General features: G+C 66.8%; 7 protein-coding genes. All 7 read right to left on the bottom strand.

Annotated elements, in window-relative coordinates; genetic code table 11:
- Window positions 1–77: 77 nt before the first annotated feature.
- On the bottom strand, window positions 78–1,454 hold the full coding sequence (locus Q4F19_RS12435) for a sigma-54-dependent transcriptional regulator (RefSeq protein WP_303543015.1): 1,377 nt from the start codon (window positions 1,452–1,454) through the stop codon (window positions 78–80).
- Complete coding sequence (locus Q4F19_RS12430) at window positions 1,451–3,262, bottom strand: sensor histidine kinase (protein WP_303543013.1); 1,812 nt, start codon at window positions 3,260–3,262, stop codon at window positions 1,451–1,453. The genes Q4F19_RS12435 and Q4F19_RS12430 overlap by 4 nt, the downstream gene beginning before the upstream one ends.
- A gap of 198 nt (window positions 3,263–3,460) precedes the next feature.
- Complete coding sequence (locus Q4F19_RS12425) at window positions 3,461–4,798, bottom strand: PQQ-dependent sugar dehydrogenase (RefSeq protein ID WP_303543012.1); 1,338 nt, start codon at window positions 4,796–4,798, stop codon at window positions 3,461–3,463.
- Window positions 4,799–4,866: 68 nt separating this feature from the next.
- Complete coding sequence (locus Q4F19_RS12420) at window positions 4,867–6,762, bottom strand: outer membrane protein assembly factor BamB family protein (RefSeq protein WP_303543010.1); 1,896 nt, start codon at window positions 6,760–6,762, stop codon at window positions 4,867–4,869.
- Between the two features lie 57 nt (window positions 6,763–6,819).
- Window positions 6,820–8,703, bottom strand: a complete 1,884-nt coding sequence (locus Q4F19_RS12415; RefSeq protein ID WP_303543008.1) for a gamma-glutamyltransferase family protein — start codon at window positions 8,701–8,703, stop codon at window positions 6,820–6,822.
- 170 nt (window positions 8,704–8,873) lie between these two features.
- Window positions 8,874–10,250 carry an amidohydrolase family protein gene (locus Q4F19_RS12410; protein ID WP_303543006.1) on the bottom strand — a complete coding sequence of 459 codons (1,377 nt, stop codon included), beginning with the start codon at window positions 10,248–10,250 and terminating at the stop codon, window positions 8,874–8,876.
- Window positions 10,251–10,337: 87 nt separating this feature from the next.
- Window positions 10,338–13,172, bottom strand: a complete 2,835-nt coding sequence (locus Q4F19_RS12405; protein WP_303543003.1) for a TonB-dependent receptor plug domain-containing protein — start codon at window positions 13,170–13,172, stop codon at window positions 10,338–10,340.
- Between the last annotated feature and the right edge of the window lie 157 nt (window positions 13,173–13,329).

Raw genomic sequence — 13,329 nt, 5'->3', positions numbered from 1 at the left:
AGCTGCGGTCGCGTGCGGACGATCTCCGCTGAGCGCCACACTGGTGCGGAAATCCGCATTCGGTACGGGGCATCCGATCATCGCCGTTCGCCGGAGCGGAGCGTTCCGGCATCCTTGCGATAGGTTTTGGGCTCGATGCCGTGGCGGGTCAGTTTGTCGTAGAGCGTCTTTCGCGGGAGGCCGAGGATCCGCAGCGTCAGCGCGATCTCGCCGCGCGACGCCTCCAGCGCTTCACGAATGGCCATCGCTTCGAAGCGCTCGACGCGTCCTGCCAGCGAAATGCCGCTCGCGTCTGCGGCGCCGGTCAGCCCGCCCCCATCGGACAGGCCCAGCACCGCCTCGAACGCGAAGTTGCGCAATTCGCGGACATTGCCCGGCCAGTCATGCTCGACCAGCCTGCGGCGGACACCATCGTCCATCGTGAAGGTGGCGAGACCCATCTGCTGCTTGGCGACTTCGACGAAATAGGAGAAGAGCTGCGGGATATCGGCGCGCCGCTCGCGCAAGGGCGGCAGGCGGAGGCGGACGACGTTGAGCCGATAATAGAGATCCTGGCGGAACGACCCGACCTTGATCGCATCGGCGAGATCGGACTTGGTGGCGGCGATGACGCGCAGGTTGATCGCGCGCGGCTCGGCCGCGCCGATGGGCACGACCTCGCGTTCCTCCAGCACGCGCAGCAGCTTGGCCTGGACGCCGGGCTCGGTGCTGTCGATCTCGTCGAGGAATAGCGTGCCGTTGTTGGAGGCCTCGATCCGGCCGATCCGCTCGGTACGCGAGGCAGCCAGCGCGCCGTGGGCATGGCCGAACAATTCGGCCTCAGCGAGGTTCGCGGGGAGGGCGCCGCAATTGACGGCGACGAACGGCCGACCGCGGCGCGGCCCCTGGCGGTGCAGCAGCAAGGCGACCAGTTCCTTGCCCGTGCCGGTCTCCCCCTCCACGAGCACATCGATGTCCGCGCGCGCGAGCTGGACGATCGTGTCGCGGATCCGCACCATCGCGGCGCTGTCGCCGATCAGCGGGCTGTCGCCCTCGCTGATCGCCGCGTTCAGCCGGCGATTGTCGAGCACCAGCCGCCGCATCTCCAGCGCCTTGCGGATCGAGGTGACGAGATGATCGACGGCGAAGGGCTTGGTCAGAAAATCGAACGCGCCGTCGCGCAGCGCGTTGACCGCCATCGGCACGTCGGCATGGCCGGTGATCAGGATCACCGGGATCTCGGGATCGATCGCGCGCGCCTTGGCGAAGAGCTGCAGGCCATCGATGCGCGGCATGCGGATATCGGACACGAGCACGCCGGGGAAATCGCGATCGAGCAAGGCGAGCGCGTCTTCGGCGCCCGCAAATGCGCGCACGCTGATATTCGCCAGTTCCAGCAACTGGATGTTGGCCGCGCGAAGCTGCGCATCGTCATCGACGAAGAGGACCATCTGCTCGCCTTCGAAGAACGTCATGCCCGCCTCAGATTCAGCTGGAAGCCGGCGCCGCCCAGCGCGGACCGGACGATGAGGAGCTCGCCACCGAACTCGCGGGCGATGTCACGGGCGATGCCCAGCCCGAGCCCGAGCCCGTCGGGGCGCCCGGTCACGAAGGGGGTGAAGATCTGATCCTCCAGTTCGGGCGGGACGCCCGGCCCATTGTCGACGACCTCCAGGATCATCCGATCCTCTCCTTCCAGTTCGACCGAAATGCGCAGGCGCGGTTCGGGCCGGTCGTCGAGCGCCTCCAGTCCGTTCTGGATGAGGTTGATCAGCACCTGCTCCAGCCCGACCCGGTCCGCCACCACTCGAACGCCCGTCTCCCGACCGGACCGATCGAGCGTGACGCCCTGCGATCGGATGCGATCGCCCATCAGCAGCAGCGCCCCGTCGATCGCCGCGCCGACCTCGATGGCGCCGATCATCGGCGCGCCCCGCCTCGCGAAGGCGCGCAACTCGGCGGTGATCGTGCCGATGCGGGCCGTCAGATCGACGATCAAATCGAGGTTGGCGCGGGCGCGTTCGGGACTGCCGCGATCGAGGAACTGGCCGGCATTCTCGGCGAAGGTGCGGATGGCGGCGACAGGCTGGTTGATCTCGTGCGCGACGCCGGCTGTGATCTGGCCGATCGAGCCGAGCCGGTTGGCCTGCGCCAGCTCCTCGCGCGCCGAGCGCAGGCTGCGGTCCGCCTGCTCGCGCTCGCGCGATTCCTCGATCAGGCGGCGATTGACCTCGGTAAGCTCGGCGGTGCGCAAGGTAACCTCGCTTTCCAGCGTGCGCCGTGCCGCCACCTGAAAGAGCACCTTCTCGCGCGAGCGGAGCATCACCGCGATCACCCCGCCGACGACGATGACGCCCGCCAGGATCGCGAGCCGCGCGCTCGCATTGGCGCTCGCAGCCGCCGGTGCGAGCGGCTGGAGGAACCTCAGCTCGCCGCCTGCGAGCGGCACCGGGATCGAGGCCGCGCGATAGCTGAGCTGCTCGCTGGCGGCCGACTGGTGGACGCTCGCACCATCGAAAGCCAGATCGATCGGCCTGATCGGGAGCCGCCCGAACTGCCGGCTGCGCGCCGCCGCGGCGACCTTCTCGGGGCTGAGCGGACGGACGGCGTGGAAGCGCCATTCCGGGCGGCTGGTGATGATCACCACGCCATCGCGATCGGTGACGAAGGTGGCGCCGGCCTGACGCGCCCATGCCGCCTCGAGACGATCGAATGCCACCTTGACCACGATCACGCCGAGCGGCCGACGGCCCGAGCTGATCCGGCGGGCGATGAACAAGCCGGGGCGCCCGCTGGACGAGCCGAGCGCGAACAATTCCGCCGAACCTGCGTGGAGTGCGTCACCGAAATAGGGGCGGAAGCCGTAATCATGGCCGACGAAGCTGTCCTGCCGACGCCAGTTGCTCGCGGCGATCGTCCGCCCGTCGGGGCGCATCACGTAGATGACCGCGGCATTGGTGCGGGCGGCGAGCAGCTCGAGCTTGCCGTTCAGGCGCGCGGTCACCTCCGGATCGTCACCTTCGAGCACGGCGTGGACGTCCGGATATTCGATCAGCACCAGCGGCAGCAGGCGAAATGTCCGGAGCTCGCTCGCCAGCAGCCCGGCATGGATCCGCGCGACCTGCGCGGCGGTCACGTCGGACACCGCCGCGGCATAGCCGTCGGCCCATCGCTTCGCTCCGAACGACAGGGCCGCGATCAGCACGATACCGACCACCGCTGCGGTGACGATGCGACGATGCGGACCCGACAGACGCCGCGCGGTCAGCTTGAGCGAGCGCATGATGTGCGCGTTACCACACTCGATTACGCGCGGTGGTGTGAAATTTCGCACGCCTCGTCCCCAACTGCCGTACGACATCCATTTTTATCTTTTTAAAACAACCGTTTGTTTAACTGGGTGGTGCGCCGCCCGTGCTAGATAACCTCTTATCTCCTCGCCATGCATTGGCGGCCGCCGGACGCAGGCGGCCTGCCGGCTTCAGTCCGGTGATGCCTTGGAATCCGCAGTCCGCTCGGCGGGGGCGGCAGTGGCGGCAGGCGGTTCGAGCCGCAGCACCATGCCATCCGTATCGTTGGGCCCGCGCAGCCGGCCCTCGGTCAGGACATAGATATTGCCGTCCGGTCCCTGCCTGATGTCGCGGAAGCGCACGTTCAGGTCGTGCAGCATCGTGTCGCCCTGCGTGATGAAATCGCCCTTGATGACCATCTGGGCGATCTTTTTCGATCCGCCGCCCGCGACGAGCAGGCTGCCCTTCAGCCGCGGGAATTTGTCGCCGGTATAGAAGATCATATTCTCGGGATTGAAGGTGGGATTCCAGAAGAAGAGCGGATCGTCCATCCCGTCGCGGTGAAAGGGCTGCTCGGAGACGAGATGGCCCGAATAGTGACGGCCCATCGACACGAGCGGCCATCCATAATTGTGCCCGGGGAGGATGTGATTGATCTCGTCGCCGCCGGAGGGGCCGAATTCGGACGCCCACATCTCGCCGGTCTTGGGATCCCACGCAATGCCATAGGCATTGCGGTGGCCGTAGCTGTAGATTTCGCCCTTCGCCTTCGGGTCTTTCACGAAGGGATTGTCGGGCGGGATCGAACCGTCGTCGCGCACGCGCAGCAGCTTGCCGATGTGGCTGGCAAGGTTCTGCGCCTGGGGACGCGCGCTGGAGACGTCGTTGGCCGTCGTGCCGTCGCGGTCGCCGACGCTGATGTAGAGCATGCCGTCGGGTCCGAAGATCATCCGCCCGCCATAGGTGCCGAGCGGGCTTTCCCACGCATCGGTGACGAGGATGTCCTTCAGTGCGGTCAGGCGACCCTTTTCGAACCGTGCGCGCGCAATCGCGAGGGTCGTGCCCTTCTGCGGCTCCCGTTCCTTGGTATAGGAAATGTAGAGCAGATGGTTCTTCGCGAAATCGGGATGCAGGACGATGTCGTGCAGACCGCCCAAACCGACATTGTTGATCGCGGGCAGACCGGCGACCGGCGTCGGATCGAGCACGCCGTCCGTGAGCACGCGCAGGCGGCCGGGGCGCTCGGTCACGAGCATCGTGTGCCCGTCGGGCAGGAACACGAGCCCGTCCGGATGCGACAGGCCTTCCGCCAGCTTGACGACACGGATCGACATGCCGCCCTCGCTCTTCAGCAGGACCGGCTTGTCGACTGCGGCGCCCGTCAGGGCATTGGACGGATAGTTGCGCAAGATCTGGGCTTGCGTGAGCGGCGACGTCACGCCCGGCGTGTCGATCACCTGCGACTGCGCGGCGAGCGGAAGACAGGCCAGGACCGCGCCGCACAGGGCCAAACGAGATATACGGGTCATAGTGGCTCCACGGCTGACATGATCGACACGTCGTGCGCTCAGGGTTGGGAGGGGCATGTCGCCGGGACCTATTCGAGGCTCATCGCGACGAGTTCGGCGGGGTGATTGACGCCGCCGACGCCGACGAGGACATATTGCTTGCCCTTGTACATGTATGTGATCGGCGGGGCCGTCGTGCCGGCGCCAAGATCGGTTTCCCAGACGACCTTGCCGGTCTTCTTGTCATAAGCGCGGAACATGTTGCCGCCGCTGAACTTCGGGATGCTGAGGCCGACCATGTCGCCTTCGCCGAGGAACAGGAACGATTTGGTCAGGAGCGGCGCGGCGCGGCCCGCCTGGCCGAGCGGCGGCAGGTTCAGGTCCTTCAGCAGCGGGTGATTGCGCGGCCCGTCGCCATTGGGGACCATCCAGAGATGGTCGCCGCTGTTCAGATCGATCGCGGTGATCCGCCCGTAAGGCGGCTTGACCATCGGCAGGCCCTGCGGGCCTTCCATGTAGAGGCTGGATTCCGGCGGGCGCTTGTAATTGTCGCGTCCGATCCAGGGGACGCTGACCGAGGGGACGTAGAGGATGCCGGTCTTCGGATCGAGCGCGGCGCCGGTCCAGTTGGCGCCTCCGACCCAGCCCGGCAGATAGAGCGTGCCGAGCTTGCCGTCCGGACCGCCCGCGACCGAGGGCGGCGTGAAGATGTCGCCGTGAACGTAGCGGTTCATGATCTGGACCGCTTCCGCGTGCAGCGCGGGCGTGAAATCGATCAGCTGATCTTCGTTCATGCCCTGCCGCTCGAAGGGCAAAGGCTTCACCGGGATCGGCTGCGTCGGAGACGCCTTCTCGCCGGGCATCGTCGATGCCGGGACGGGCGTCTCCACGATCGGGAAGAGCGGGGCGCCCGTCGCGCGATCGAAAGCGAACACGAAGCCCGTCTTGGTCACCTGGATCGCCGCCTTGCGCAGGTGGCCGTTGACCTTGATATCGGCCAGCATCGGCGGGGTCGGCAGGTCATAATCCCACAGATCGTGGTGCACGGTCTGGAAATGCCAGACCTTCTTGCCGGTCTTCACATCGAGCGCGACGAGCGAGTCCGAATACAGATTGGCGCCGGGCCGGGCCACGCCATAATAATCGTTCGCGGGCGCGCTCAGCGGCAGATAGACGTAGCCCAGCTTCTCGTCGGCGCTGAATGCCGACCAGACCTTGGTCTTGCCGCCCTGGCGCCAGGACTCGTTCTCCCAGGTTTCGGTGCCGGGCTCGCCTTCGTGCGGGACTGTGTGGAACGTCCACAGCAATTTGCCCGTGTGGACGTCGTAGCCGCGGATATCGCCGGCCAGCGAGGCCTTGTTGATGTCGGCGGTCCCCATCGCGATCGGCTGGCCGCCGATGACGATGACGTCCTTGACGACGATCGGCGCGGGCGCGGTCCAGGAGTAGATCGTCTTGGGATCCGCCCGCAGATCGACGCGGCCCTTCTCGCCGAAATCCTCGACGACGGCGCCCGTCTTGGCATCGAGCAGATAGAGGTAGAAGCCGCGCACGCTGACGATACGCGCCCCGGTGCCCTTGCCCCAAAGAGCGATCGCGCGGCTGGCATTGCCCGCCATCTGGCTATCGCCGGGGAAACTGGCCTGCCGCCAGAGGACATGCCCATTGCCCGGATCGCGCGCTTCGACCTGGCCGAGCTGGTTGCTCATGTAGAGGACGCCGCCGACGACGAGCGGGGCATCCCGATAATTGTTCGAGAGGACGAGCTTGGGGTTCTCGGCCTTGACGGCGGGATCGATCGCGGGCGCGCGCCAGGCGATCTTCAGGCGCTTGATGGTGGCGAGATTGATCTGATCGAGCGCCGAATATTTGGTGTCGCCGACGTCGCCGCCGAAATGCGCCCAATCCGCATTCGCCTCGGCGTGCGCAGTCGTCGCGAGCAGGGCGATCGCAAGGGCCAAACCCGCCGTCTTCAGAGCCTTCATCGCTATTCCCTGTCTGCCTTCGTCGCGGCGTGCGCGCAGTGCTTGTTCGAGATCGGGTCAGTAGCCGACGGCGTAGCCCATGCGGCGCGGATCGGAGCCCGCGGTCCGCGTGCCGTACGGCGTCTGCAGGACCGCCTGGATGCTGCCGATCGAATAGGGGCCGACCGAATCCACCTTGTGCCCCATCGCGCGCAGCCCGGCGAAGGTCTCCGGCGAGAAACGCGATTCCAGCTGCACGGTGATCGCCGCGCCCGGCGTGTAGAAGCCGGGATCGAGATCGAGCGCGATACGCGCCGCCTCGGTCGCCGCCTGGACGGGCATGCCGCGATCGATGACGTTGATCAGATACTGGAACTGGGTCTGGCCGATCGTCTCGCCGCCGGGGCTGCCGAACACCATCTTGAACTGGCCCTTGTCGAGCACGACCGTCGGGCAATTGCCGAGCAGGGGAATGCGCCCGCCCTTCACGAAATTGGGATGGTCGCGATAGGGCGCGGTCGAGCCGCTGCGCAGGCCGTTGTTACACAGCATGCCCGTGTCGCCCATCACCACGCAGGCGCCGAAGCCGCCGCCGAGCGTGGTCGTGACGCCGACCGCATTGCCCTCGCTGTCGGTGATCGAGATGTTGGTCGTGTCGCCGGGGACGCGCGGGGCCGGGCTGGGCGCGCGCGGGGCGAGGCGAGAACCGCCGATGTCGGCACCGGCGGGAAACACGCCGGCGCAGGCCGGATTGATCAGCCGGCGCCGCTGATTGGCGAACTCCTTCGAGATCAGCGTCGCGACCGGCGTGGGGCTCGATGCCGGATCGGCGGCATAGCGATAGACGTCGGCCTTCGTGATCTTGATGCATTCGGTGATCAGGTGCAGCGCCTGTGGGCCGTCCGCGGGCAAAGACGCGATGTCGAAGCCTTCAAGCAGGTTGAGCTGCTCGCAGGTCTCCAGCCCGGTCCGCGAGGTCAGCGGGGAGCAGATCACCTGCAGGCCGCGATAGGTGGTCGCGACCGGCTCGGCCCATCTCGGCTTGTAGGCGCGCATGTCCTCCAGGCTCAGCCAGCCGCCATTGGCGGCCGAGAAGCGCGCCATCTCCTGCGCGATCGGCCCGGTGTAGAAATAATCATAGGCGGCCTGCAGAGCGCGATCGCGGCTGGCGCCGCCCTTGAGCGCCTTGGTCTCGGCATCGGCCAGCGCCTGGAAGCTGCGCGCGAGCGGGACATTCTTGAACAAAGAGCGCGGCGGGGGCGGGCGGCCCCCGGGCAGGAAGATCGCCGCGGTGGTCGGATATTTGGCGAGCTGCGCCTGCTGCCGCGCGATGGTCTGCGAGATGGACGGGTCCAGCGCGTGTCCGTCGCGGGCATAGCCGATGGCGGGTTCCAGAAGCGTCGCGAGCGGCAGCTTGCCATAGCGCCGCGCCAGCTCGATCCAGCCACCGAACGAGCCCGGCGTCACGACCGCCTTGGGCCCGGCGGTCAGATCGGCATTGCTGGCGGTATCGTCCAGCGCGCGCGGCGCGGCGCCGGTGAAGGCGAGCGCGGTGACCTTGCCGGTCTTGCCTTCGAAGCAGGTGGCGAGGCCGTTGCCGGCAGCGCTCGATGCCCAGGGCTCGACGACGTTCAGCACCGCCATGACCGCGACGGCGGCGTCGGCGGCGGTGCCGCCCTGCATCAGCATGCGAAGCCCGGCCATCGATGCGAGCGGATGGCCGGCGGCGACGATGCCGTTGGGGCCGGGAACTTCGGGCCGGTGCTGGGCGACCGCGGCGGGCGCCGTCCGCGGTGCGTCGGGAGCCTGCCGTCCGACGCCGGCTTGCGCCGCGGGCGCCTGCGCGACGGAGCGCGTCGCCGCGACCGAGATCGCCGCGGTCGTCAGCCCGCCGACCAGCATCTGCCGGCGACCGATGCCGCCGCTCTCGAGTGTCTCGTCCTTGGTGGCATCCGTCGTCATGTGCGCGTTCCCAAGCAAATCGGTCTGTCGTCGTGAAAAGTGCGTCGCGACAGGCATCGCGACGCACTGGGGAAATCAGGCGGGCCTTGTCCGCATTCGCGCAGAGTCGCGGCCTCTCTGCCGCTCGGCGAGCGCCGCGCGGTCGGCGGAAGAGGGGCTGCGCTCGCGCGTCATTTCGGCATTTCGATCAGCGGCTTGCCATTCTGCTTATAAACGACGCCGCCCTTCATCACGACCTGCACGTAAGCGAGATCGGTCAGGTCGGAATAGATCGGATCACCCGGCACGACGATGATATCGGCAAGCTTGCCCGGCTCGATCGTGCCGAGATCGGGCTTGCTCATGATCCGTGCATTGACGCGGGTGGTGTCGGCGATGACCTCCAGAGGAGGAACGCCCTCGTCGGCGAGGACCTTCATCTCGCGGACGAGACCGTCCGTGTTGAAGTTCATCGGCGTGCCGCTGTCTGTGCCCACGCCCATGACGGCGCCGGACTCGATCCACTGCTTCACCTGCGGGCTGCGATACCGCATCTGACGGTTGATGCCGGCGAAATAGCCCTCTGCCGGCCATTCCTTGAACGATGCCTGGACGGCTGCCCAGATGTCCGCCGGAAACAGATCCCTGGCGGCCGGATCCTGCAGCCGTTCGGGGAAGGCAACCGTGTCCGGGTAGATCCAGCTGCGGTGCGCGGCGGTGAGCACAACCGGGCGCCCCGCCTCGGCGATCGCGCGGACGAGACCGGGCGAGTAAGGGGGGAAGCCGGCCGAGCCGACATGCTGGAGCACGTCCACGCCCGCATCGAACGCATTCTGGACCGCGGCCTCGTCGTAGACGTGCGCATGGACCTTCATCTTGTGCGCGTGCGCCGCCTTGACGATCGCGAAATAATCCTCGCGCGTCAGGCCGGAGTGCGCCTTGATGACGTCGACGCCCTGCTTGTAGAGTTGCTCGACGACGGCAGCCGCTTCCTTGGGGCTCGTGATGACGGCGGACGCTTCGGCGGGAAAGCCGGCGAACGCGCCGCGCGTGACAAGCGGGCCTGCCACCTGCAGCCGTGGGCCGGCGACCTCGCCCTTGTTGATGCGGTTGCGTACGGTGATGCTGTCCTGCGTCGTCCCGCCCAGATCGATTGCCGAGGTCACGCCCGACATCAGCATCTGATAACCCGACAGCTCCATGATCTTCTCGATGGAGTATTTCTTGCCGGCGTCGGTCTTGAGCCATTTGAACCAGTCGGCCTCGTCGCCATAGCCCAGCATGAAGAGATGCGCGTGGGCATCGATCAGGCCCGGCATCATCGTCTGGCCGCTCGTGTCGATGACGGTCGCGCCGGCGGGGATCTGGACCTGGCTGGCCGGGCCGACCTGGACGATCCGCTCGCCCTGGATGACGACCGTGGCATTGTGCAGCGGGGGTACGCTGAGGCCACTAACGAGCATGCCGCCGGTGAGGACCGTCGTCTTCGGTTGCTGCGAATAAGCGGGCGTACACAGGAGCGCCGACGCGGCGAGCATCAGTGTGCGCAAGCGGGGAGCGAGCCTCATGATCTTTCCATCCTTCATCCGCCGATCGCCTTGCTGATCGTCTCTTGGGTCATCGGAGCGCCGCGCCGGCACGACGCTCCGAACGTGTCACAGTTTAAAGCGAAAGCCAGCACGGAATACCCGGCCCAGCACGTCATATTGCGCGGCGGCGACGGGGTTGTTCGTCCACGATCCGTAGCCGGTCGGGCCGGCGCCGACGACGGCCGGATCCTTGTTCAGGATATTGCGGACGTTGAGGAACAGTTCGTACTGCCGGTCCGAGCCGAACTCGAAGGTCGCGGCGAGATCGAAGTAGGTCGCGCCGGCGACGTGGATGTTGTCGTAAGTGGGGTTGTCGCCCGTCGAGACCGGGCAGCTGCTCGTGCACTCGACATAGAGGTTGTTGATGACGCTGGAGCTGACCCCGCGCATCGTGCCCGACAGCGAGAGCGGGCCGGTCATGTAGGCGATCGACATCTGATAGCGCCACGACGGCAGACCGACGGCACCGGCCCGCTCGTTGATCGGCGAGCCCGGAAGGCCGGAATTGACCTTGTAGCTGATGTAATGCGTGGCGAGCCCGCGGATGCTCACCGCGCCGTTCATGCCGGGCACCACGTCCTCGACCTTAAAGCGATAGCTGCCCTCGAAGTCGAGACCCTTGGTCCGCTCCGACGCCAGGTTCAGCGGCTTGTTGACGATGTCATACTGGTTGGTGGCGCCCGGCGTCCGGACGATCAGGGCGCAGGCGGTCGTGTTGCCGGCGTAGCAGAGGTTGACGATCTGCTGGATGGTCAGGCTGCCGATCGCGTCGCTGACGCTGACCTTGTAATAATCGACCGACGCGTTGAACCCGCGCAGGAAGACCGGCTGAAGGACGACGCCGCCGCTATAGGTCTTGCCGATTTCGGGGGCCAGGTCTGGATTGCCCGACGCCAGCGAGCGCGCCGTCGTCGCGGCGAGATTGTTGTTCGGATCCTGGAACGAGCTCTGGCTCTGGAACACGCCCGCATAGCGATCCGCCAGGTTTGCCTCGCGGACGTCGCGCGAGACGACGCCGCGGAACCGCACGCCCGAAATGGGCGGCGAATATTCGGCGCCGACCTTCCAGGCGGCGTAGGTGCCGGTATCATATTTCACCGCGCGGACGGCCGCGTTGAGGTTCAGCGATTTCGCCCAGCCCGCATCCTTGGCGAGCGGGATCACGGTTTCGAGATAGGCATCGGAAACCTTGTAGCTGCCGATCGTCGGCAGGCCGCCGGTCGTGTCCCAGTTGCCTGGGTTGGACTGCGTGATCGCGTCGGCGACACCGTTGGCCGATTCCGTGCGATGCTCGGCGCCGAACGCCAGCGAGACCGGACCCGCCCAGATGTCGAACGGCTCGCCCGCAAGGTTGATGCTGAACACATTCTCCTTGAAGATGCTGTGCTGATACGGATCGCCGGTCACATAATCGATCGCGGCCTTGCTGTTCACGCCGGTGCCGAACAGATTGTAGGGGACGCAACCGTCGGTCGGATTGGTCAGGGTGGACCGGCAGACGACCGAGCCGTTGGGCGCGCGAACCGCATCGATGGCGCGCATGAAGTTCGGCAGCAGTGTCGCATTGGTCGCGGTGTTGGTCAGCGTGGCGCGCGCGAACTGGTAATAGCCGCCCAGCTTCCAGTCGGTGCCGAGCGCGTCGAACTTGCCGTCGAACCCGCCGACGACGCGCGTGTAGCCGTGCTCGGCGTGCGCGCCCGATGCGCCATTGTCGCCCTTCATCGTGCCGAACGGGACCGAAGCGAGGCCGAGCGCGCGGATCGCGGTCGCCAGCGAGGCGGGCATGTAAGCGTTGTCGGGGCGAACCGTCAGATTGTTGGCGAAGCCGCCATAATAATAGCGGGTGTCGGTATCGAGGTGGGCCAGCATCCCCTCGGCGAAGACATTCCAGTCGTCTGCGACGTCGAAGCTCAGGCGCGCGAACAGATTGCGGCGGTTCTGCTTCGGTACCAGGCTGTTGTCGACGCCGTGGCGGAGGTTGTTGTCGCCATTGGTGCCGCCCGACATGATCGGATCGGAGACGACCGAGCCGGGGACGAGATTGTACATCGTCCCGCCGGGGCCGAACGCGATCCCGCGCAGCGAGGCGCAGGTCGAGGTCGCCGAACAGGCGATGGCGCCGCCCAGCGTCGCCGTGCTGAGCACCACGTTTGGCCGCAGCAGGACGCGCGGCTGGCCGTTGGTCGCCGTGTAGGTCGGGTTGTTGATGAAGGCGTAGCCGGCATCGGTCCACGAGCGGTTGCTGGGGTCGTAGACGCCGTCTTCGTGCGAGGCTTCGCCGCTCAGCAGGAAGTGGCCGCGGCCTTCTGCGAAGCCCGTGCCGAAGGTCAGCGCGCCCTTCCAATTCTGGTTGTCGCCATAGGTCGTGACGCCGCCAGAGGCTTCGCCCTTCACGCCGGTGAATTTGGTGTCGAGCACGAAGTTGACGACGCCGGACAGCGCGTCCGAACCGTAGGAGGCCGAAGCGCCGCCGGTCACGACATCGACGCGCGAGATCAGCTGCTGCGGCAACTCGCTGACGTCGACGACGCCGGTGTTGATCATCCCGCCGACGCGGCGACCGTCGAGCAGGGTCAGGGTGCGGACATCGCCGATGCCGCGCAAATTCAGCGAGTTGATGCCCTGCCGGCCAGCGCCGACCTGGCTTGCCGTCGTCTGCGGGGTCGCGCTGCCCGATACGGCGGGGAGGGTGTTGACGAAGTCGGCGACGTTCGGCGTCGCCGATCGTGCGATTTCCTCGGCACCGACGACGGAGACGGGAGTCGGCGATTCAAATCCTGCGCGCACGACGCGCGAACCGGTGACGGTGATCTCCTGCGCGGCGGCTTGCTCGGCCGGCGTCTCGGTGACGTCAGCCGCCGTGGTGCTCGGTACCGACTGCGCGCTCGCCGCGCTTCCCATCCAAAGGGCTGCGACGCACACGGATGCCCTCAGCCACGTGTTCAGGCAAGCTTTTGCGTCCGGCATATGTTCCCCCTTGGATCAGCGCGTCACGGCCCCGTGGGACGGCTAAACTCAGCAAAACGTGACCGTGGTTCGCAAGGGGCGCAAGGGGCGC

It is taken from the genome of Sphingomonas natans, assembly GCF_030546695.1.
GTDB lineage: Bacteria > Pseudomonadota > Alphaproteobacteria > Sphingomonadales > Sphingomonadaceae > Sphingomonas_I > Sphingomonas_I natans.
The sequence above is the reverse complement of the archived record's forward strand: the minus strand, read 5'-3'. Positions and strand labels throughout refer to the sequence as shown.